This window comes from Streptomyces glaucescens, from assembly GCF_000761215.1.
GTDB lineage: Bacteria > Actinomycetota > Actinomycetes > Streptomycetales > Streptomycetaceae > Streptomyces > Streptomyces glaucescens_B.
Genome location: NZ_CP009438.1, coordinates 4,013,829 through 4,034,067 on the forward strand (window position 1 = coordinate 4,013,829; position 20,239 = coordinate 4,034,067).

Here is a 20,239-nt window from a genome sequence, read left to right on the forward strand (position 1 = left end):
GCACCCGCGCTACGGCGTCACCGCGAAGTGCCGCAGGATGGCCGCGGTCAGGTCCGGGTCCCCCTCCTGCTTCACCCGGTCCCCGGCCGCCGTCGGACTCACCCGGCCGCAGGCCAGCCGCACGTACGTCTCCCAGTCGAGGCTGAGGGTGGCCGCGGGGCCCAGCGCGGGGACCGTCTCCAGGGTGCCGCGGCCCTGGATGTCGACGCGGACGGTGCGCAGGAACTCCACGGGCCCGTGCACGTCGAAGACGACCGCCGAGCTGCGCGGCGCCTGCGCCTTCACCGCGACCACGTCCGGCAGCGCGTCGAGCAGCACGTCGCGGGCGACGTGGGCGCCCGGCGAGTCCAGGTTGCCGGGGCGGCCGAGGGCGGTGCGCAGGTCCTGCTCGTGCACCCACACGTCGAACGCGTGCCGGCGCATCGACTCCTCCAGCGTCAGCTCCGTGCCGAGCGGGCCGCGCACCTTGGTCCCCGGATCGCGGGATTCGTTGCGCAGTTGCCGGTTGCGGCGGATGACCATGTATTCCAGCTCGGCGGTCATCTCCGGCGCCGTGTGGTGGCGGCGGACGTCGACCTGCATCTCCATGTACCGCTGGTGGTCGGTGGTCACGTGGAACAGGTCGCGCGGGAGGGTGTGGATGGGCCGCGGGTCGCCCAGCATCTCGGAGTCCAGGCCGATGACGTGGGACACGACGTCGCGCACCGACCAGGCCGGGCAGGGCGTGCGCCGGTTCCAGTCGGCCTCCACCAGGTGCTGCACCAGCTCGGATATCGCTTCGATGGAGTGGGTCCAGGCGTCGGCGTAGGGCTGGAGGGTGGGATGCAGACTCACGGAACGGGACCCCTCGGCGGTCGGTACACGGGCAGGTGGTGGCGGCGTTGCCAGTGGAAGGCGGTGGCTGACGGCGGGTGTCTTGCCCGCTAAGTTACGCTGCTGGAAGGCACCCCGGCAGGCCTTTCGTGTGACGATCGTAGGCCGGAGTGGATACCGGTGTGGACGCTCGTGCGGACGGCTCGATGGCCAGGACGGTGGTACTGTGCGCGCCTCTCTGATTCAGATCGCCGTGGACGAGGGCGAACCGGTCGAAACCCGGCGACGCCGGGTCTCCTCCCTGGTCCGTGAGCAGGCGGGGGCCGACCTGGTCGTCCTGCCGGAGCTCTGGACCACCGGGGCGTTCGCCTACGAGGATTTCGGCCGCGAGGCCGAGCCGCTGGACGGCCCGACGCACGAGGCGATGGCCAAGGCGGCGAGCGACACGGGCGTCTGGCTGCACGCGGGCTCCATCCCCGAACGGGACCCGGACGGCACCCTCTACAACACCTCCCTGGTCTTCTCCCCGGCCGGAGAACTGGCCGCCGCCTACCGCAAGATCCACCGGTTCGGCTTCGACGAGGGCGAGGCCGTGCTGATGGGCGCGGGACGGCACCCGGTGACGGTCCGTCTGCCCGGGACGACCCTGGGCGTGGCCACCTGCTACGACCTCCGTTTCCCCGAACTCTTCCGCCGGCTCGTGGACGCCGGCGCCGAGACCCTGGTCGTCCCCGCGGGCTGGCCGGAACGCCGCCGCTCCCACTGGACGCTCCTCGCCCGGGCCCGGGCGGTGGAGAACCAGGCCTTCGTCCTCGCCTGCGGAACGGCCGGGACCCACGCCGGAGTTCCCCAGGCCGGTCACTCGATCGTGGTCGATCCCTGGGGTGAGGTGCTGGCCGAGGCGGGCCCCGGCGAGCAGGTGCTCACCGTGGACTTCGACCCCGGCCGGGTCGCCGTGACCCGGGATCAGTTCCCCGCGCTGAAGGACCGGGTGCTGGGCCTGGAGCCGCCGCGCCGCTGACCGCCCGCCGCCCGGGAGGGCCCCCGTCAGTCCTCCTCGCCCTCCCGCTCCGCCAGGTGGATGACGCACACCGCCACCGCGATCAGCAGCGCCGGATCCGCGTCCTCGCGGACCACGTCGACGCCGTAGGTCTCCCGCAGGTGCAGCCGGCGGCGCGAGACGACGGCGAGGAGCTCCCCGTCGTACTCGACGGCGAACTCCCGGTCCAGGATCCTGCCGCTGACGTCCAGTGCGGTGCCGTCGACCAGCGTCACCCGGTAGTGGTTGCGCAGCAGCGACAGCCGTTTGCGGCGGATGCTCGCCAGGGCTTCGCCGTCCCGCTCGATGAGCAGGGTGTCCCGCAGGGCGAGCATCTTCTCCCGGATGTCGATGAGCACCCGCCCCTCGGCATCCTTCAGCTCGAAGGTGTCCCGCAGCCGCATGGCCTTGCCGTCGACGAGGAACGCCTTGTCGCCGTGCTCGTCCTCGATCCAGTAGTCGTCGCCGAAGCCCAGCAGCCGGTCGCGCACGAGGTATCTCATGTCACCAGCGCTTCCCCGGCGGCCGTCCCGAAACGCCGCCGGTAGGCCGACGGGCTGAGCCCGGTCTCCCGGCGCAGCCGCGCCCGCAGGTTCGCCGCGGTGCCCAGGCCGCTGCGCGCGGCCACCACGTCCAGCCGTTCCTCCCCCCGCTCGATCAGCCGGCAGGCCAGCGCCACCCGCTCGCCCGTCAGCCACGCCAGCGGGGTGGTGCCGAGCTGGGCGCGGAACCGGCGGTGCAGGGTCGCCGGGGAGACCGCCGCGCGGGCCGCCAGGCCGGCCACCGTCAGGGGCTCCGCCAGCCGCTCCTGCGCCCACTCCAGCAGCGGCCCCAGCGACTCGTCCCGTACGTCCGGCACCGGCCGTTCCACGAACTGCCGCTGCCCGCCGTCGCGGTGGGCGGCGAACACCAGCCGCCGGGAGACCGCGTTGGCGATCTCGGCGCCGTGGTCCCGCCGCACCAGATGCAGGCCCAGGTCGAGCGCCGAGGCACTGCCGGAGGCGGTGAGGATGTCGCCGTCGTCCACGAAGAGCACGTCGGGCTCCAGCCGCACGCGCGGGAAACGGGCCCGGAACGACTCCGCCCACATCCAGTGGCAGGCGGCGGGCCGGCCGTCCAGCAGTCCGGCCTCCGCGAGCGTGAACGCGCCGGAGCAGAACCCGACCAGCCGCGCCCCGCGCGCGTGGGCGCGGCGGACGGCGTCCAGGACGACCCGGGCCCGCGGCACGTCGGTGTCCGGCCGGTTCGGCACGATCAGCGTGTCGCCCTCCGCCAGCGCGTCCACCGCGTCCAGCCCGGCGACCCCGGTGAGGGTGAAGAACCCGTCGCGCATCCGGGTGTGCGGTGCGGCCGCGCACAGCCGGAAGTCGTACAGCTCACGTCCCAGCTCGGGACGGGGCAGTCCGAAGATCTCGATGGCGCAGCTCATCTCGAACGGGTTGGAGTTCTCGTCGACGACGAGTACCACGCGGGGCGGCGACTGAGAGGATCCTTGCGGCATGTGCGATTCCTAGCACTCGTGGCGCGGTACCGCCACGGCCCACGATGGCCGCATGGAACCCATCTCACTCACCACCGCGCTGGCCTCCTTCAGCGAACGGTGGAGCCCCCGCATCGTCACCGCCGTCAACGACTACGACGTCCGGGTCGCGAAGGTCGAGGGCGAGCACGTCTGGCACGTCCACGACCACACCGACGAGTTCTTCCTGGTGCTCAGCGGCGAACTCCGCATCGGCCTGCGCGGACCGTCCGGCGAGCGCACGGTCGTACTCCCGAGGGGTTCCGTGTTCACCGTCCCCCGCGGCACCGAGCACAAGCCGTACGCCCCGGTCCCCACGGAGATCCTGCTGTTCGAGCCGACCGGCACGCTCACGGTCGGGGATCGCCACGACCCGGTTCCGGACCACGTGGACGCGACGACGGGTCACACGCTGGCCTAGAACCGGGCCGGGAAGCGGCTATACGCCGTAGCCGTCGCTGTAACCGTCGCGCCGCTGGTGGAGGTGCGGAGCCTGCTCGTCGACGACCGGCGTGGTGGGCGGCACCACGACCCGCCGGCGGCGGGCGATGCTGCTGAACGTCGACACGCCGATCAACCCGACGATCATCAGGATGATCCCGACCAGGTCGAGGTTGACCCCCTGCATGTCCCAGTCGGTCGCGAAGGTGAGGATGGCTCCCACGGCGATGAGGATGATGCACCCGCCGAGGCCCATGAGTTGTCGCCTCCTGTCCGGTCCGGTGTCTCCGGTGGTTCCGGTGGGTGACGGGTACCCACGGGCCGCGCACGCACGCCCCCCTTGTCGCCCGACGCCGTCGAACTAGCCCTCCAGGAAGGCCACCAGGGCGTTCGCCAGCAGGTACGGGTCCTTGGCGCCGCACAGTTCGCGGGCGCTGTGCATGGACAGGATCGCCACGCCGATGTCGACCGTGCGGATGCCGTGCCGGGCGGCGGTGATCGGGCCGATGGTGGTGCCGCACGGCATGGAGTTGTTGGAGACGAACGACTGGAAGGGCACGCCCGCCTTCTCACAGGCGGCGGCGAACACGGCCCGGCCCGAACCGTCGGTGGCGTAGCGGTTGTTGACGTTGACCTTGAGGATCGGTCCGCCGTCGACACGCGGGTGGTGCGTCGGGTCGTGCCGTTCCGCGTAGTTGGGGTGGACGGCGTGCCCGGTGTCGGAGGAGACGCAGACCGTGCCGGCGAAGGCGCGCGCCCGGTCCTCGTACGAGCCGCCGCGCGCGAACACCGACCGCTCCAGCACGTTGCCGAGGAGCGGGCCGTCGGCGCCGGTGTCCGACTGGGAGCCGTTCTCCTCGTGGTCGAAGGCGGCCAGCACCGGCACGTACGGCAGCCGGGCGGCGTCCGGTCCGGTCGCCACCGCGGCGAGCGCCGCCGCGCCCGCGTGCACGGACAGCAGGTTGTCCATCCGCGGTCCCGCGACGAGTTCCTGGTCGCGGCCGAGGTACGCGGGCGGCTCCACCGAGTGGGTCATCAGGTCCCAGCCGGTCACCTCGCCCGCGGACAGTCCCGCGGCCTCCTCCAGGAAGGCGATGAGGTCGCCGTCGCGGACGTCGTCGCCGAGTCCCCAGACGGGCTGCATGTGCCGCTGCTTGTCGAGCTTGAGGCCCTCCGCGGAGACCGCGCGGTCCAGGTGGATGGCGAGCTGGGGGACGCGCAGCAGCGGGCGGTCGATGTTGACCAGGCGGGTGGTGCCGTCCCGCAGGGTGAGCCGGCCGGCCAGGCCGAGGTCGCGGTCGAGCCAGGAGTTCATCAGCGGGCCGCCGTAGATCTCCACCGCCACCTGGCGCCAGCCGTGGGCGCCGGTGTCGGGGAGCGGCTTGACGCGCAGGTTGGGGGAGTCGGTGTGCGCGCCGACGATGCGGAACGGGGTGTGCGGCTCGGCGTCCTCGGGGACGTACCAGGCCACGATCGCGCCGCCGCGCAGCACGTACTTGCCGCCGCTCGTCCCGTCCCAGGCGTCCGTCTCCGCGACCTGCCGGAAACCTGCCTTCTCCAGCCGCTGGGCGGTGTTCGCCACCGCGTGGTACGGCGACGGGCTGGCCGCCAGGAAGGACATCAGGTCGTCGGTGTGGCCGCGGTGGAAGCGGGAGGGTTCGCTCATGAGGTTCACCTTAACGACGGGCGAAAGCCCGCTCCCGGTGAAGGGAGCGGGCTGACGTGAGGACGGTGTGGAGTTCCGTGCAGCTTCCGGGAACGGTGTCCTAGAACGCGGCCTCGTCCAGCTCCATGACCTCGAGGTCCACGTTCTCCGAGACCTTGCGGGCCAGGGTGACGCCGGGCAGGACGTTGGCTGCGAAGAACTTCGCCGCGGCGATCTTGCCGGTGTAGAACGCCTTGTCCTTGGCGGAGGCCGTCTGGAGCTTCTCGGCGGCGATCGCGGCGCCCTTGAGCAGCAGGTAGCCGACGACGACGTCACCGGAGGCCATCAGCAGGCGGGTGGTGTTCAGACCCACCTTGTAGATGTTCTTGACGTCCTTCTCGGTGGCCGCGAGGTCGGTCAGCATGACGCCGACGATGGCCTCCAGCTCGACGGCGGCCTTCGCCAGGTGCTCACGGGCGCCGGCCAGCTCCTCGCCGCCGGTGCCGAGGGCGAGGAACTTCTTGATGTCCTCGGCGAGCGAGTTCAGCGCGGCGCCCTGGTTGCGGACGATCTTGCGGAAGAAGAAGTCCTGCCCCTGGATGGCCGTGGTGCCCTCGTAGAGGGTGTCGATCTTGGAGTCCCGGATGTACTGCTCGATCGGGTACTCCTGGAGGAAGCCGGAGCCGCCGAAGGTCTGGAGCGACTGGGCGAGCTGCTCGTAGCCCTTCTCGGAGCCGTAGCCCTTGACGATCGGCAGCAGCAGGTCGTTCAGCGCGTGCTCGGTGGAGGCGTCCTCGCCCGCGGCCTCCTTGATCTGGATCGCGTCCTGGATCGAGGCGGTGTAGAGGACGAGGGCGCGCATGCCCTCCGCGTACGCCTTCTGCGTCATCAGCGAGCGGCGCACGTCCGGGTGGTGCGTGATGGTGACCTTGGGCGCCGTCTTGTCCATGAAGTTGGCCAGATCCGGGCCCTGGACGCGCTCCTTGGCGTACTCCAGCGCGTTCAGGTAGCCGGTGGACAGCGTGGAGATCGCCTTCGTGCCGACCATCATGCGGGCAGCCTCGATGATGCGGAACATCTGGCGGATGCCGTCGTGCTTGTCGCCGATCAGCCAGCCCTTGGCGGGGTGCCTGTCGCCGAAGGTCATCTCGCACGTGTTGGACGCCTTCAGGCCCATCTTGTGCTCGACGTTCGTGGCGTACACGCCGTTGCGCTCGCCCAGCTCGCCGGTCTCGAAGTCGAAGAGGTACTTGGGCACGAGGAAGAGGGAGAGCCCCTTGGTGCCGGGGCCGGCGCCCTCGGGGCGGGCCAGCACGTAGTGGAGGATGTTCTCCGACATGTCGTGCTCACCGGAGGTGATGAACCGCTTCACGCCCTCGATGTGCCAGGAGCCGTCCTCCTGCTGGACCGCCTTGGTGCGGCCGGCGCCCACGTCCGAGCCGGCGTCCGGCTCGGTGAGGACCATGGTGGAGCCCCACTGCTTCTCGGTGGCGATCTTGGCTATGTGCTTCTGGACCTCGTTGCCCTCCTCGAAGAGGATGGTGGCGAAGGCCGGGCCCGAGGAGTACATCCACACGGCCGGGTTGGCGCCCAGGACCAGCTCGGCGTAGGCCCAGATGAGGGAGCGCGGCGCGGTGGTGCCGCCGATCTCCTCGGGCACGCCGAGCCGCCAGTACTCGGAGTCCATGAAGGCCTGGTAGCTCTTCTTGAAGGACGCCGGGACGGGCGCAGTGTTGGTCTCCGGGTCGAAGACGGGCGGGTTGCGGTCGGCGTCCGCGAAGGACTCCGCCAGCTCGTTCTCGGAGAGGCGGGTCAGCTCCTCCAGGACGCTCTTGGCGGTCTCGACGTCCATCTCCTCGAACAGGCCGGTGCCGTACACCTTGTCGCGCCCGAGTACTTCGAAGAGGTTGAACTCGATGTCGCGGAGATTCGACTTGTAGTGCCCCATGGCGACGGCTCCGTAGAGAGATCGGCGAGGCACTGGATCCTCGCGCTAGTTCACGTACCAACAAGTAGACCCCAATATGCTACCCGTCAGTAATAAGGCGCAAGCCCGATCCGGCCATCTGTGACCCAGCCCTCTGCGGCGCTCGATACCCTTGCCGCATGTACGGCTACGACCAGAGCGCCGGAGCGCAGCAGCAGTACGCCCCGCCGCAGCAGCAGATGCCCGGCGCCGGGGGTTACGGGCAGCAGCCGCCGCTGTATCCGGAGCCGTCCCCGCCCTCGCTCGCCGACGCGGTGCGCTCCTTCACCACCGGACAGCTCACCGCCGAGGACTTCCAGCAGATCTTCGCCACCTCCAAGGTCTACTGCCCCCGCGGCGACACCCCCGGCTTCCTCGCCCTGCACAACACCCAGCAGCCGGTGATCCCCATGTTCACCTCGCTGAAGGAACTGCGCCGCTACGCGGGCAAGGAGTCCAAGTACTTCGTCATCACCGGCGCGGAGGTCATCGACCTGCTCCCCACCGGCTACGGCTTCGTCCTCGACATGGAGGGCGAACACCGCATCGTCTTCGACGCGAAGGCGGTCGAGGAGATGGTCGACTTCGCGATGCGGCGGATGTACGGGGGCTGAGGCGGTAACAGGGCGCACGGCTTGCCCGGCGGGCCGCAGAATCGTTGCTTTAGTTCACTATCGGGTGAACATGCTTGCTATCGAGCGTGTGCCCTGATGCCTCTTCCCTAGCTTCCGGGGCGGAGGTGATGCTCGATGTACGAGCAGAACAACATGCCGTCGGATGAGCCGACGGCACGCAAGCAGGACGCGGTCGACATCAACGACTTCGTGTTCGCGGCCACGGGGGCGCGGGTGCGGAGGCTGACGATGCCGGACGGCACGCACTGGTTCCCGGCGGTCGACGTATGCAGGCACCTGGGGTACACCACCCCTCGTAAGGCGCTGCTCGATCATGTCCCGGAAGAGCACCGAGACTTTCTCGAGACAGTGACTGGAAGTCACTCTCTCAGCGTTCCCGCAGGTCGAGAGTGGCGACGAGACATGAATCTCGTCAATCTCCAAGGCCTGATCCGCTTGGTCAACGGTTGCACCAAGCGAGAGTGTGAGCCCTTCAAGGCCTGGGTCACCGAGGTGATCGCCACGATCCAGCGCGACGGTTCCTACTCTCTCGAACCGGCATCCGTGCAGCCCGCTCCCGCCGGCGGCGTCGCGTACGCCGTGCCCCAGAAGGTCGCCGACGCGATCGTCCGGCTGGAGGAGCGGAACACCCGGATGGAGGAGCTGCTCGCGGCCCAGCAGGAGCGGACCGGTCTGCTGCGGGAGATCAGCGGCAGTCTCCGCGACATCGCCGACGCGCTCCGCCGGCCCGGCGGGGTGCCTGCGCGGCCCGTCGTCGAACTGAACCCGAAGGATCTTCTCGCCGCCTGGCGGCGGAAGAACCTCGTCGTCACCGACGACGTCCACGCCGTCGCCGCCTACCTGGCTCCGGCGCTGGTCCGTGGCGGGGCGCGGCATCGGGTGGAGGAGATCGCCACCCGTACGGGTCTGCCCCACGACCGGGTGCACGACTGTCTGCGGATGCTGCTGAAGCGCGGGTGCGTGCGTCAGGCGGGCTGCACGGAGGACGGGGCGCCGGTGTACGTGCTGCCGTAGCGGCGGCGCAGGTCCCGGACGGCAAAGGCCCGAAGCCGCAATACCAGCTTGCGGCTTCGGGCCTCTTCGTACCCTAGCGGGTTCTCAGCCCTGCGGGCCCTCTTCGGTCATTCCGTGGACCGCGGGGACCGTGCCCAGGCGGCCCTTCTGGAAGTCCTCGAACGCCTGCATGAGCTCGTCCTTGGTGTTCATGACGAACGGGCCGTAGTGGGCCATGGGCTCGCGGATGGGGCGGCCGCCGAGGAGGACGATCTCCAGGTCGGGGGTGTGGGAGTCCTGCTTCTCGTCCGCGCGGACGGTGAGCGAGGAGCCGGCGCCGAAGACCGCCGTCTGGCCGGAGTGGACCGGTCGGCGCTCGGTGCCCACCGCGCCCTTGCCGGCGAGGACGTAGGCGAGGCCGTTGAAGTCCTCCCGCCAGGGCAGGGTGATCTCCGCGCCGGGGGCGAGCGTCGCGTGGATCATGGTGATGGGGGTGTGGGTGATGCCGGGGCCCTCGTGGCCGCCGAGCTCGCCCGCGATGACCCGCAGCAGCGCGCCGCCGTCGGGGGAGGTGAGCAACTGGACGCTGCCCGCGCGGATGTCCTGGTAGCGGGGGGCCATCATCTTGTCCTTGGCGGGGAGGTTCACCCACAGCTGGAGGCCGTGGAAGAGCCCGCCGGAGACGACGAGGTGCTCGGGCGGGGCCTCGATGTGGAGGAGCCCGGAGCCGGCGGTCATCCACTGGGTGTCGCCGTTGGTGATGGTGCCGCCGCCGCCGTGGGAGTCCTGGTGGTCGAAGATGCCGTCGATGATGTAGGTGACGGTCTCGAAGCCGCGGTGGGGGTGCCAGGGGGTGCCCTTGGGCTCTCCGGGCGCGTACTCCACCTCGCCCATCTGGTCCATCATGATGAACGGGTCGAGGTGGCGGTAGTTGATCCCGGCGAACGCGCGGCGCACCGGGAAGCCCTCGCCCTCGAAGCCGCTCGGCGCGGTGGTGACGGCCAGCACGGGACGGGCCACGGCGTCTGCGGGTGCGGTGACGCGGGGCAGCGTCAGCGGGTTCTCGACGGTCACTGCGGGCATGGTCGGTTCCTCCTCGGGCGACGTACGTCCCAGTTTAGTTGAGCGTTGAACTTTCTGCCACCTGCAACCGGGGCGGGCCACGCGGCATTCCCCCGCCTGGACGCCCGCGCGGGACAGCCCGCACGTCGCGTGATCCGCTGGAGACGTGCAGCTCCTCCCCCTCCCCGTCCGCCGGCTCGCCGCCTGGTGCGCCGTCGCGCTGCTCGTCGCGGGAGTCGGCTACGTCGCCGTCCGGCTGTGCGCACAGTTCCGTACGGCCGTCGTGCCGGTGCTGCTCGCGCTGCTGGGCACGGCACTGCTGGGCCCGTTCCACCGGCGGCTGGTGAAGGCCGGCGTCAACCGGTCCGTGGCCGCCGGGCTGACCTGCGTCGCCGTGGTCTGCGTGGTCGGCGGCGCCGTGTACATCGTCGTCGCCGCGCTCATCGACAGCGGCGAGCAGATCGTCACCTCGCTGCGGCGCGCGGCGCAGGGGATCGCCGAGCACTTCGGGGCCGCCGGGACCTCGCTGGACGATCTCGCCGCCAACGCGCGGGAACTGCTCGGCAGGTTCGGCGGCACCGCCGCCTCCGGCGTGATCAGCGGGGTGAGCGTGGTCGGCGAGACCCTCGCCATGGCCGTGCTCGCGCTGCTGCTCGTCTTCTTCTTCCTGCGCGACTCCCACCGCGCCACCGGCATCCTGCGCTCCCTCTCCCCGCACGGCGCCGCCGACTCCGTGGAGGCCATGGCGCGGCGCGCCTACCAGGCGGTGGAGGGGTTCATGCGCGGGACCACCTTCATCGCCCTCATCGACGCGCTCTGCATCACCGTCGGCCTGCTCGTCCTGGAGGTCCCCGGCGCCGTCGGACTGGGCGCGCTGGTCTTCGTCGGCGCCTACATCCCCTACCTCGGCGCCTTCGTGTCCGGCGCGGTCGCGGTGCTGGTCGCGCTCGCCGACCGTGGCTTCGTGATCGCGCTGTGGGCGCTCGGCGCGGTGCTGGCCGTGCAGCTGCTGGAGGGGCACGTGCTCCAGCCGGTCATCCAGAGCCGCACCGTGCAGATGCATCCGGCGGTGGTGATGGTCACGATCACCGCGGGCGCGTCCGTCGCCGGGATCCTCGGGATGCTGCTCGCCGTACCGCTGACCGCGGCCGCGTTCGGAGTCGTCCACGAGCTGCGGGACCGCTACGCCGCCTCCGCCCCCTCGGACTCGTAGAGCTCGAACCAGATGCTCTTGCCCTCGCCGCGCGGGTCGACGCCCCAGGCGTGCGCCAGCAGTTCGATCAGCATCAGACCGCGCCCGGAGGACGCCAGCTCGCCGGGCCGCCGCTTGTGCGGCAGGTCGTCGCCGGCGTCGGTGACCTCGACCCGCATCCGCCGGTCGCCGCCCTCCCCGGTGACCTCGGCGACCAGCAGCGCGTCGGCGTCGGTGTGCACGAGGACGTTGGTCAGCATCTCGGACAGCAGCAGCACCGCCGAGTCGACCTGGTCGGCCGACGCCCAGTCGTGGAGGAGTTCGCGCAGCAGCCGGCGGGCGGCGGCGACCTTCTCCGGCTCGGCCTGGGCGACGGTCAGCATGGTGCGCCGTACCGTCGGGCGGGCGGTGACCGGGCCGCCGCAGCCCTCGCCCGGCCGGCACAGCAGCAGGACGGCGATGTCGTCCTCCCGGCGGTCGGCGAGCGGGCCGGGGGTGTGGTGGGAGGAGGGGCCGTGCACCGCCTGGACCAGGGCGTCGGCCAGTTCCTCCAGGTCGCCGGTGTGCTGCTCCAGGGTGGCGCGGATGCGTTTCCAGCCGGTCTCCAGGTCGTGGCCGCCGGTCTCGATCAGCCCGTCGGTGCAGATCAGCATGGTCTCACCGGGTTCCAGGACGAGCCGGGTGGTGGGGTAGTCGGCGTCCGGGTCGATGCCGAGCGGCAGCCCGCCGGCGGTGGGCCGGGTGAGGACCGTGCCGTCGGCCATCCGGATCGCCGGGTCGGGGTGCCCGGCACGGGCGATCTCCAGCACCCCGGACAGCGGGTCCGCCTCGACGTAGAGGCAGGTCGCGAAGCGCAGCTCGCCGGGATCGTCGGCCGCCGCGCACATGCCGTGCAGGAAGCGGGAGGCGCGGGAGAGGACCGCGTCGGGCCGGTGGCCCTCCGAGGCGTAGGCGCGCAGCGCTATCCGCAGCTGGCCCATCAGGCCGGCCGCGCGCACATCGTGCCCCTGCACGTCGCCGATGGTCAGCGCGAACCGGCCGGACGGCAGCGGGATCATGTCGTACCAGTCGCCGCCGACCTGGAGCCCGCCGCCGGTCGGCACATAGCGGGCGGCCAGCCTCATGCCGGGAATCTCGGGGCCCAGCGTGGGCAGCATGGAGCGCTGGAGGCCGTCGGTCAGCTCCCGCTGGGTCTCGGCGGCACCGGCCCGGGACAGGGCCTGGGCGAGCATCCGGGCCACGGTGGTCAGCACCGACCGCTCGTCGGGGGTGAACCGCACCGGGTAGGCGAACCCCGCCATCCAGGCGCCCATGGTGCGCCCGGCCACGGTCAGCGGCAGGAACGCCCACGACCGGCGGCCGAACTGCTCGGCGAGCGGCCAGGTGAGCGGGTAGCGCTCCTTGTACTGCTGGGGCGAGGACAGGTAGACCGCGCGGCCGGTGCGCACCACCTCCGCCGCCGGGTAGTCGGTGTCGAGGGACATGTCCGTGAAGCGGCTCTCGTCGCCCGGCTCGTGCCCGTGGTGGCCGATGATCGTCAGCCGGTCGCCCTGCACGCCGAAGACGGCCAGCCCGTCCGGCGAGAAGCCCGGCATGGCCAGTCCGGCGGCGACCCGCAGCACCTCCTCGGTGGACCGCGCCTCGGCCAGCGCCCGGCCCGCGTCCAGCAGGAACGCCTCCCGGGAGCGCCGCCAGTCGCCGGTGACCGCGTTGCGCCCCGCGGGGGTGCCCGGGGAGGGCTCGGTCACCTCCTGGAGGGTGCCGATCAGCTCGTAGGCCCGGCGCTCGGGGTCGAAGGACGGCCTCATCCGGCTGCGGGTCAGCCGGATGACCCGGCCGCGCTCGTCCATGATCCGTACCCGCACCTCGGCGAGGGTGCCCTCCGCGGTGGCCAGGCCGACGACGCTGACGATCTCGTTCCAGTCGACCGGGTGCAGCCGGGAGCGCACCTGGGCCTCCGTGAGGGTGACCGGTTCCGGGGGCAGCCCGAGCAGCCGAGCGGCCTCGGCGTCCACCGTGACCCTGCTCGTGTCCGTGTCCCACTGCCACAGGCCGGTCGCGAGGGCGGCGAGGACCTGTCCCACGGCGGGCAGCGGCTCAGCAGTGCGCATTGCCCCACTTTAGGAAAAGGTGTTCGGAACGTGCCACCGATGGACGGCGCCGGCAATCGGGCCGGGCGATCCCGGCATGGCCGGTACCCTGGGAAAGTCCGGGCACCGGGCCCCGGAGATTCCCGATCCGCGAAGACTGGATGAACGACGATGCATCGGTACAGGTCCCACACCTGCGGCGAGCTCCGCGCCTCTGACGTCGGCACCGACGTCCGGCTGAGTGGCTGGCTGCACAATCGGCGCGACCTGGGCGGCATCCTCTTCATCGACCTGCGCGACCACTACGGCATCACGCAGCTGGTCGCCCGTCCCGGCACCCCCGCCTACGAGGCGCTGGACAAGGTCTCCAAGGAGTCCACGGTCCGCGTCGACGGCAAGGTCGTCTCACGCGGCACCGAGAACGTGAACCCGGACCTGCCCACCGGTGAGGTCGAGGTCGAGGTCGGCGAGGTCGAGCTGCTCGGCGCCGCCGCCCCGCTGCCCTTCACGATCAACACCGAGGACGGCGTCAACGAGGAGCGCCGCCTGGAGCACCGCTTCCTCGACCTGCGGCGCGAGCGCATGCACCGCAACATCATGCTGCGCACGGCGGTCATCTCCGCCATCCGGCACAAGATGACCGCGCTGGGCTTCAACGAGATGGCGACGCCGATCCTGTCCGCGACCTCCCCCGAGGGCGCCCGCGACTTCGTCGTCCCCTCCCGCCTGCACCCGGGCAAGTTCTACGCCCTCCCGCAGGCGCCCCAGCAGTTCAAGCAGCTGCTGATGATCTCCGGCTTCGACCGCTACTTCCAGATCGCGCCCTGCTTCCGCGACGAGGACGCCCGCGCCGACCGCTCGCCGGGCGAGTTCTACCAGCTCGACGTCGAGATGAGCTTCGTCGAGCAGGAGGACGTCTTCCAGCCGATCGAGAAGCTCATGACCGAGCTGTTCACCGAGTTCGGCGGGGGCCGTGAGGTCACCTCCCCGTTCCCGCGGATCCCGTTCCGCGAGGCGATGCTGAAGTACGGCTCCGACAAGCCGGACCTGCGCGCCAAGCTGGAGCTGGTCGACATCACGGACGTCTTCGAGGCGTCCGAGTTCAAGGCGTTCGCCGGCAAGCACGTGCGCGCGCTGCCGGTCCCGGCCGTCCAGGACCAGCCCCGGAAGTTCTTCGACCAGCTCGGCGACTTCGCGGTGACGCTCGGCGCCAAGGGCCTGGCCTGGGTGCGCGTGGGCGAGGACGGCCAGCTCTCCGGCCCGATCGCCAAGTTCCTCACCGAGGAGAACGTCAAGGTCCTCACCGAGCGCCTCGGCCTGGAGGCCGGTCACGCCGTGTTCTTCGGCGCCGGCGAGTTCGACGAGGTCTCCAAGATCATGGGCGCGGTGCGGGTCGAGGCCGCCAAGCGGGCCGGGCACTTCGAGGAGAACGTCTTCCGCTTCTGCTGGATCGTCGACTTCCCGATGTACGAGAAGGACGAGGAGACCGGCGCGATCGACTTCTCGCACAACCCGTTCTCCATGCCGCAGGGCGGCCTGGAGGCCCTGGAGACCCAGGACCCGCTGGACATCCTCGGCTGGCAGTACGACATCGTCTGCAACGGTGTCGAGCTGTCCTCCGGCGCGATCCGCAACCACGACCCGGAGATCATGCTCAAGGCCTTCGAGATCGCGGGCTACGACCGGGACACCGTGGAGGAGAAGTTCGCGGGCATGCTCCGCGCCTTCCGCTTCGGCGCCCCGCCGCACGGCGGCATCGCCCCGGGCGTCGACCGCATCGTCATGCTCCTCGCGGACGAGCCCAACATCCGCGAGACCATCGCCTTCCCGCTCAACGGCAACGCCCAGGACCTGATGATGGGCGCGCCGACCGAGCTGGAGGAGGCGCGGCTGAAGGAGCTGCACCTGTCGGTGCGCAAGCCGCAGCCCAAGTAGTCCGTCCGACGGAAGGGCCCGGAACCGAGCGAGGTTCCGGGCCCTTCCGTGTGTGCGGCGGTGCCGCCGGTCCGTGTCAGAGGAGCCTGAGCAGGCCCTTGCCGCCCAGCCAGCCGTCGGTTTGTGCCATGCCGAGTGTTTCCAGGGTGAAGACGCGGCTGCCGGTGCCGGTCGGGCGGGAGGTGCCGCCGGGCAGTGTGAAGACTGCGCCGTTGCCGTTGTTCTCGCCGGCCGCGCCGATGATGAGTTCCGGCCTGCCGTCGCGGTTCAGGTCGCCGGCGGAGAGCGTGGTGCCGAAGAAGTCGCCGGTCTCGTTGCTGCTGGGGATGGCGGTGGTGTCCTGGTGGTAGGAGTAGCCGCCGGTGCCGAGGGCGCCCGAGCGGCGGCCGGGGATCACGGTGACGGTGCCGGTGCGTTCCGCCGTGCCGACGGCCTCGTACGGTGCGCCGATCACGATCTCGGCGGCGCCGTCCCGGTTGAGGTCGGCCACGGTGAGGGCGGCGCCGAAGGTGTCGCCCTTCTCGCCGGTGCCGGGGACGCCCGTGGTTTCCTGGGTGATCACTTCGGGGATCTGCGTGTGGGTGATGCCGTTCTTCGAGCCGCGGTAGACGAGCACGCGTCCGCCGGTCTCGCCGTCGATGCCCGGTGTCACGGGTTCCAGGGGGTCGCCGACCACGAGGTCGGCGTAGCCGTCGCCGTTGACGTCTCCGGTGGCGGCGATCAGCCCGTTGCCGTTCTTCAGCGGCCCGGTCCACGTCGCGGTGCCGCCGTGGTTGACCATGATCGGGCTGCCGCTCAGCTCGGGCCGGAGCGCGCCGAAAGCCACCTGGTCGGGGCTGCCGCTGCGGTTGAAGTCACCGAGCGCAACCGAGCCGACGGCGTTGTCGGTCCGGGTTTGGACCTGTGAACCGACGGAACCGCCGCTGGTGAACGGGCCCTTGAAGACGGTCGTCCACCGGGCGCCGCCGATGAGGATCTTGGTCTTCGAGCCCGACCCCATGCTGAGCGCGGCCACGTCGAGGCCGTTGTCGTCCTCGTACGACGACGACAGCGGCAGCCTGGTGCCCTTCGCCAGACCGTTCCTGCTTCCCCAGATCACGGTGACCTGCCGCTCCGCGATGCTGTCCGGTGAGCCGACGACCAGGTCGGCGTATCCGTCACGGTTCAGGTCGGCCGTCGCCGTGGTGGTGCCGAACCGGTCCCGCTCGAACGGGTGCCCGGGGATACTGGGCGTCGCCTCCGTGATCGTCTGCCGCCGGCTCTTCGCCGAGACGCCGTTCGCCGAGCCGTACAGCACGACGACGGCCCCCGCCTGCGGGGCGTTGCCGTACTCCTCGACAGCGGCCCCCGGCACCGGCAGCACCAGGTCGCGGTAGCCGTCGCCGTTGAAGTCCCCCGGTACCGCTCCGTGCACGGCGGCGGCCGGCGCGGCGGGCAGCAGCGTTCCCGCGATCACCGCGGCGGCCGCGACCACTGCCGCACTCCCTCTGCGCATGTAAGTCCCCTTCCTCGACACACGGTCGAAGAAGGGGACCTCTCAGCACCGCGCAGGGTTGTAGCCCTCGGGTCAGATGATCCAGAACAGTCCGAAGCCGCCCAGCCAGCCCTCGTACCACTGGGGCATGCCCAGCGAGTCCAGAGTGAAGGCGCGGCTGCCGGTCCCGGTGGGCCGCTTGCTGCCGCCGGGCATCATGAACACCGCGCCGTTGTAGTGGTTCTCGCAGGCCGCGCCGATGAACAGCTCCGGCCTGCCGTCCCGGTTCACGTCCCCGGCCGACACGGTCGCACCGAAGCAGTCCCGGGTCTCGTTCACGCTGGGCACGCCGGGGGTGTCCTGGTGGAAGGTGTACCCGCCCGCGCCGAGCGGGCCCGAGCGGCGGCCGGGTATCACGGTGACCATGCCCGTACGCCGCACCTCGCCGACCGCCTCGTAGGGCGCGCCGACGACGAGGTCCGCGAGGCCGTCCCGGTTCAGGTCGGCGACCGCGAGGCCCGCGCCGAAGGTGTCGCCCTTCTCGCCCGTGCCGGGCACGCCCGCGGTGTCCTGGCTGATCACCTCGGGCTGCGCGTCCGGCGTGATGCCGTGCGCGGAGCCGCGCCAGATCAGCACCCGGCCGCCCAGTTCGCCGTCGACGCCCGGGGTCCAGGGCGTCAGCGGGTCGCCCACCACCAGGTCGGTGTAGCCGTCGCCGTTGACGTCACCGGTCGCGGCGATGAAGCCGTTGCCCTTCTCCAGCACCGTCCCGGTGGGGGCACCGGTCTGGTTCAGCCGGATGTCGCTGCCGGTGACGTCGGTCCGGCGGGCGCCGAAGTCCACCTGGTCGGGCGTGCCGTCCCGGTCGAAGTCGCCCAGGGCCACCGATCCGACCAGGCCGTACTCGTGCGGGGTCTGCACCGCCGAGCCGTAGCTGCCGGAGCTGCTGAAGGGACCCCTGAAGACGACGGTCCCGAGGTCCGAGCCGACCATCACCTGGGTCTTCGCGCCGGGTCCGGTGCTGAGCGCCGCCACGTCCGTGCCGTAGGACTCGGTGTAGGACGGCGCGGCCAGCAGGGTGCCCTTGCGCAGGCCGTCCTTGCTGCCCCACATCACCGTGACGGTCCCCGCGCGGGAGCCGCCCCAGGGGGCGCTGATCACCAGGTCGGCGTAGCCGTCGCGGTTGAGGTCGGCGGTGGCGGTGGAGGTGCCGAAGCCGCGCGAGTTGTCGACCGGCGCCGGGACGCCGGGCGAGTTCTGGCTGATGACCTGGCGCCGGCTCCCCGACACCCCGGACGAGGAGCCGTACAGCACGACGACGGCGCCCGCCCGGTGCTTGTCACCGAGGTCCGCGCCGGGTATCGGCAGTACCGCGTCGCGGTAGCCGTCCCCGTTGAAGTCGCCGGGTGCCGCCGCGTGGACGGCCGTGGCGGGGGCGGCCGGTGCCAGCAGCCCCGCGATCAGTCCGGCGGCCACCAGGGCGGCCGCCTTCCATCTGCCCATGTCTGTCCCCTTTCCCCACGCACTGTTGGAGAAGGGGACATGTCACGGCCTCAGTTGGTTGTACCGTCACCGGCGTCGAGGAGCCTGAGCAGGCCCTTGCCGCCCAGCCAGCCGTCGGTCTGGGCCATGCCGAGTGTTTCCAGGGTGAAGACGCGGCTGCCGGTGCCGGTCGGGCGGGAGGTGCCGCCGGGCAGTGTGAAGACTGCGCCGTTGCCGTTGTTCTCGCCGGCCGCGCCGATGATGAGTTCCGGCCTGCCGTCGCGGTTCAGGTCGCCGGCGGAGAGCGTGGTGCCGAAGAAGTCGCCGGTCTCGTTGCTGCTGGGGATGGCGGTGGTGTCCTGGTGGTAGGAGTAGCCGCCGGTGCCGAGGGCGCCCGAGCGCCGGCCGGGGATCACGGTGACGGTGCCGGTGCGCTCGGTCGTGCCGACGGCCTCGTACGGCGCGCCGATCACGATCTCGGCGGCGCCGTCCCGGTTGAGGTCGGCCACGGTGAGGGCGGCGCCGAAGGTGTCGCCCTTCTCGCCGGTGCCGGGGACGCCCGTGGTTTCCTGGGTGATCACTTCGGGGATCTGCGTGTGGGTGATGCCGTTCTTCGAGCCGCGGTAGACGAGCACGCGGCCTCCGGTCTCGCCGTCGATGCCCGGTGTCACGGGTTCGAGCGGGTCGCCGACCACGAGGTCGGTGTAGCCGTCGCCGTTGACGTCTCCGGTGGCGGCGATCAGTCCGTTGCCGTTCTTCAGCGGCCCGGTCCACGTCGCGGTGCCGCCGTGGTTGACCATGATCGGGCTGCCGCTCAGCTCGGGCCGGAGCGCTCCGAAGGCCACCTGGTCGGGGCTGCCGCTGCGGTTGAAGTCACCGAGCGCCACCGAGCCGACGGAGCCGTCGGTCCGGGTCTCGACGCTCGATCCGAACGAGCCGTCCTTGGCGAACGGGCCCTTGTAGACGGTCGTCCACACGTCGGCGCCGACCAGGATCTTGGTCCTGGAGCCGGCTCCCAGGCCGGCCGCGGCCAGGTCGAGGCCGTAGTCGCCCTGGTGCAGGTTCTGCGGCAGCCGGGTGCCCTTGGTCAGGCCGTCCCTGCTTCCCCAGAGGACCGTGACCTGCTCGTGCGCTTCGCTGTGCGGGGAGCCTACGACCAGGTCGGCGTATCCGTCGCGGTTCAGGTCGGCCGTCGCCGTGGTGGTGCCGAACCGGTCCCAGGCGTCCAGGCGCCCGGGAACGCCGGGCGAGTCCTCGGTGATGGTCTGTCGCCGGCTGACCGAGGAGACACCCCGGGACGAGCCGTACACCACGACGACGGCACCCGCCCATTGGGCGCCCTGGAGGCTCGCACCCGGCACCGGCAGCACCAGGTCCCGGTACCCGTCGCCGTTGAAGTCCCCCGGTACCGCCCCGTGCACGGCGGCGGCCGGCATGGCCGGCACCATCGTCCCCGCGATCACCGCGGCGGCCACGACCGCGGCCGCGCTCCCTCTGCGCATGGGTGTCCCCCTTCGTCGACGCATGATCGAGAAAGGGGACCACTCAGCGTCCCGGAGGGTTGTACGGGCTCACAGCGCGCCGCTCAGCGGGCGACGAACTGGGTGAGGATCGCCTGGACCTCGTAGATGTCGACGCCCTTGGTGAAGGTCTTGGTGATCGGCATCTGGCTGCCGGAGAGCCAGATCTTCAGCTCGGCGTCGAGGTCGAAGGTGCCGGCGGTCTCCACCGCGAAGTGGGTGATGCTGCGGTAGGGGATCGAGTGGTACTCGGTCTTCTTGCCGGTGATGCCCTGCTTGTCGACCAGGATCAGCCGGCGGTCGGTGAACAGGATGGTGTCGCGGATCAGCAGGTAGGCGGCGTGCACCTGCTCGCCGTGGCCCAGCAGCCGGGCGTAGTCCTGGGACGCCTGCGCCGGGTCGATGGCGTGCGCGTTGCCGAAAAGAGCCATGA

General features: G+C 71.2%; 18 protein-coding genes. 6 read left to right on the plus strand and 12 right to left on the minus strand.

What is annotated here, in order from left to right; genetic code table 11:
- Positions 1–9: 9 nt before the first annotated feature.
- The gene (locus SGLAU_RS17405; protein WP_043502571.1) at positions 10–834 is read right to left on the minus strand and encodes a maleylpyruvate isomerase family mycothiol-dependent enzyme; all 825 of its coding nucleotides are present in this window, start codon (positions 832–834) and stop codon (positions 10–12) included.
- A gap of 205 nt (positions 835–1,039) precedes the next feature.
- On the opposite strand from SGLAU_RS17405, the gene SGLAU_RS17410 reads away from it, so the two are divergent.
- Positions 1,040–1,834 (plus strand): carbon-nitrogen family hydrolase, encoded by a 795-nt coding sequence (locus SGLAU_RS17410; RefSeq protein ID WP_043502572.1) that lies wholly within the window; start codon positions 1,040–1,042, stop codon positions 1,832–1,834.
- 26 nt (positions 1,835–1,860) lie between these two features.
- Here SGLAU_RS17410 and SGLAU_RS17415 read toward each other — a convergent pair whose 3' ends face one another.
- Together SGLAU_RS17415 and SGLAU_RS17420 are read right to left on the minus strand one after the other, a co-directional pair.
- On the minus strand, positions 1,861–2,355 hold the full coding sequence (locus tag SGLAU_RS17415) for an LURP-one-related/scramblase family protein (RefSeq protein ID WP_043502574.1): 495 nt from the start codon (positions 2,353–2,355) through the stop codon (positions 1,861–1,863).
- On the minus strand, positions 2,352–3,353 hold the full coding sequence (locus SGLAU_RS17420; protein ID WP_043502576.1) for a GlxA family transcriptional regulator: 1,002 nt from the start codon (positions 3,351–3,353) through the stop codon (positions 2,352–2,354). Before SGLAU_RS17420 ends, SGLAU_RS17415 begins: the two co-directional genes overlap by 4 nt.
- A 52-nt stretch (positions 3,354–3,405) precedes the next feature.
- Between SGLAU_RS17420 and SGLAU_RS17425 the strand changes: the two genes are divergently transcribed.
- Positions 3,406–3,792: a cupin domain-containing protein gene (locus SGLAU_RS17425; RefSeq protein WP_043502579.1), complete on the plus strand. Its 387-nt coding sequence runs from the start codon at positions 3,406–3,408 to the stop codon at positions 3,790–3,792.
- A gap of 18 nt (positions 3,793–3,810) precedes the next feature.
- Here SGLAU_RS17425 and SGLAU_RS17430 read toward each other — a convergent pair whose 3' ends face one another.
- The 3 genes from SGLAU_RS17430 to SGLAU_RS17440 form a co-directional block, all read right to left on the minus strand.
- Complete coding sequence (locus SGLAU_RS17430) at positions 3,811–4,068, minus strand: DUF6458 family protein (protein ID WP_043502581.1); 258 nt, start codon at positions 4,066–4,068, stop codon at positions 3,811–3,813.
- Between the two features lie 105 nt (positions 4,069–4,173).
- Positions 4,174–5,478 carry a M18 family aminopeptidase gene (locus SGLAU_RS17435; RefSeq protein ID WP_043502584.1) on the minus strand — a complete coding sequence of 435 codons (1,305 nt, stop codon included), beginning with the start codon at positions 5,476–5,478 and terminating at the stop codon, positions 4,174–4,176.
- 100 nt (positions 5,479–5,578) lie between these two features.
- Complete coding sequence (locus tag SGLAU_RS17440; protein WP_043502586.1) at positions 5,579–7,405, minus strand: acyl-CoA dehydrogenase; 1,827 nt, start codon at positions 7,403–7,405, stop codon at positions 5,579–5,581.
- Positions 7,406–7,563: 158 nt separating this feature from the next.
- On the opposite strand from SGLAU_RS17440, the gene SGLAU_RS17445 reads away from it, so the two are divergent.
- Together SGLAU_RS17445 and SGLAU_RS17450 are read left to right on the plus strand one after the other, a co-directional pair.
- Positions 7,564–8,037, plus strand: a complete 474-nt coding sequence (locus SGLAU_RS17445; RefSeq protein WP_043502588.1) for an SseB family protein — start codon at positions 7,564–7,566, stop codon at positions 8,035–8,037.
- A 135-nt stretch (positions 8,038–8,172) separates the two neighbouring features.
- Positions 8,173–9,072: a Bro-N domain-containing protein gene (locus SGLAU_RS17450; protein WP_043502591.1), complete on the plus strand. Its 900-nt coding sequence runs from the start codon at positions 8,173–8,175 to the stop codon at positions 9,070–9,072.
- A gap of 84 nt (positions 9,073–9,156) precedes the next feature.
- On the opposite strand, the gene SGLAU_RS17455 is transcribed toward SGLAU_RS17450, so the two are convergent.
- Complete coding sequence (locus tag SGLAU_RS17455; RefSeq protein ID WP_043502594.1) at positions 9,157–10,134, minus strand: pirin family protein; 978 nt, start codon at positions 10,132–10,134, stop codon at positions 9,157–9,159.
- Between the two features lie 145 nt (positions 10,135–10,279).
- On the opposite strand from SGLAU_RS17455, the gene SGLAU_RS17460 reads away from it, so the two are divergent.
- Positions 10,280–11,326, plus strand: coding sequence for an AI-2E family transporter (locus SGLAU_RS17460; RefSeq protein WP_043502595.1), 1,047 nt, complete (start codon positions 10,280–10,282; stop codon positions 11,324–11,326).
- Here SGLAU_RS17460 and SGLAU_RS17465 read toward each other — a convergent pair.
- On the minus strand, positions 11,296–13,416 hold the full coding sequence (locus SGLAU_RS17465) for a SpoIIE family protein phosphatase (RefSeq protein ID WP_043502597.1): 2,121 nt from the start codon (positions 13,414–13,416) through the stop codon (positions 11,296–11,298). The genes SGLAU_RS17460 and SGLAU_RS17465 overlap by 31 nt on opposite strands.
- A 150-nt stretch (positions 13,417–13,566) precedes the next feature.
- Between SGLAU_RS17465 and aspS the strand changes: the two genes are divergently transcribed.
- Positions 13,567–15,330: an aspartate--tRNA ligase gene (aspS, locus tag SGLAU_RS17470; protein ID WP_043502599.1), complete on the plus strand. Its 1,764-nt coding sequence runs from the start codon at positions 13,567–13,569 to the stop codon at positions 15,328–15,330.
- Positions 15,331–15,406: 76 nt separating this feature from the next.
- Here the strand turns inward: aspS and SGLAU_RS17475 are convergent, their stop codons facing one another.
- The 4 genes from SGLAU_RS17475 to SGLAU_RS17490 all read right to left on the minus strand — a co-directional run bounded on the left by SGLAU_RS17475 (position 15,407) and on the right by SGLAU_RS17490 (position 20,237).
- Entirely contained in the window at positions 15,407–16,825 is a 1,419-nt protein-coding gene (locus SGLAU_RS17475; protein ID WP_043502602.1) for an FG-GAP-like repeat-containing protein, read from the minus strand.
- 72 nt (positions 16,826–16,897) lie between these two features.
- Complete coding sequence (locus tag SGLAU_RS17480; RefSeq protein WP_043502603.1) at positions 16,898–18,307, minus strand: FG-GAP-like repeat-containing protein; 1,410 nt, start codon at positions 18,305–18,307, stop codon at positions 16,898–16,900.
- Between the two features lie 50 nt (positions 18,308–18,357).
- Positions 18,358–19,788, minus strand: a complete 1,431-nt coding sequence (locus tag SGLAU_RS17485) for an FG-GAP-like repeat-containing protein (protein WP_043502604.1) — start codon at positions 19,786–19,788, stop codon at positions 18,358–18,360.
- A gap of 83 nt (positions 19,789–19,871) precedes the next feature.
- Positions 19,872–20,237 carry a PH domain-containing protein gene (locus SGLAU_RS17490; RefSeq protein ID WP_043502605.1) on the minus strand — a complete coding sequence of 122 codons (366 nt, stop codon included), beginning with the start codon at positions 20,235–20,237 and terminating at the stop codon, positions 19,872–19,874.
- Positions 20,238–20,239: the final 2 nt, after the last annotated feature.

What these genes read in the sequence shown, in the direction of transcription:
- SGLAU_RS17435 (WP_043502584.1), bottom strand. Translation starts at nt 5,478, where the DNA reads ATGAGCGAACCCTCCCGCTTCCACCGCGGCCACACCGACGACCTGATG.
- SGLAU_RS17445 (WP_043502588.1), top strand. Translation starts at nt 7,564, where the DNA reads ATGTACGGCTACGACCAGAGCGCCGGAGCGCAGCAGCAGTACGCCCCG.
- SGLAU_RS17475 (WP_043502602.1), bottom strand. Translation starts at nt 16,825, where the DNA reads ATGCGCAGAGGGAGTGCGGCAGTGGTCGCGGCCGCCGCGGTGATCGCG.
- SGLAU_RS17465 (WP_043502597.1), bottom strand. Translation starts at nt 13,416, where the DNA reads ATGCGCACTGCTGAGCCGCTGCCCGCCGTGGGACAGGTCCTCGCCGCC.
- SGLAU_RS17480 (WP_043502603.1), bottom strand. Translation starts at nt 18,307, where the DNA reads ATGGGCAGATGGAAGGCGGCCGCCCTGGTGGCCGCCGGACTGATCGCG.
- SGLAU_RS17455 (WP_043502594.1), bottom strand. Translation starts at nt 10,134, where the DNA reads ATGCCCGCAGTGACCGTCGAGAACCCGCTGACGCTGCCCCGCGTCACC.
- SGLAU_RS17440 (WP_043502586.1), bottom strand. Translation starts at nt 7,405, where the DNA reads ATGGGGCACTACAAGTCGAATCTCCGCGACATCGAGTTCAACCTCTTC.
- SGLAU_RS17415 (WP_043502574.1), bottom strand. Translation starts at nt 2,355, where the DNA reads ATGAGATACCTCGTGCGCGACCGGCTGCTGGGCTTCGGCGACGACTAC.
- SGLAU_RS17490 (WP_043502605.1), bottom strand. Translation starts at nt 20,237, where the DNA reads ATGGCTCTTTTCGGCAACGCGCACGCCATCGACCCGGCGCAGGCGTCC.
- SGLAU_RS17485 (WP_043502604.1), bottom strand. Translation starts at nt 19,788, where the DNA reads ATGCGCAGAGGGAGCGCGGCCGCGGTCGTGGCCGCCGCGGTGATCGCG.
- SGLAU_RS17450 (WP_043502591.1), top strand. Translation starts at nt 8,173, where the DNA reads ATGTACGAGCAGAACAACATGCCGTCGGATGAGCCGACGGCACGCAAG.
- SGLAU_RS17425 (WP_043502579.1), top strand. Translation starts at nt 3,406, where the DNA reads ATGGAACCCATCTCACTCACCACCGCGCTGGCCTCCTTCAGCGAACGG.
- SGLAU_RS17430 (WP_043502581.1), bottom strand. Translation starts at nt 4,068, where the DNA reads ATGGGCCTCGGCGGGTGCATCATCCTCATCGCCGTGGGAGCCATCCTC.
- aspS (WP_043502599.1), top strand. Translation starts at nt 13,567, where the DNA reads ATGCATCGGTACAGGTCCCACACCTGCGGCGAGCTCCGCGCCTCTGAC.
- SGLAU_RS17420 (WP_043502576.1), bottom strand. Translation starts at nt 3,353, where the DNA reads ATGCCGCAAGGATCCTCTCAGTCGCCGCCCCGCGTGGTACTCGTCGTC.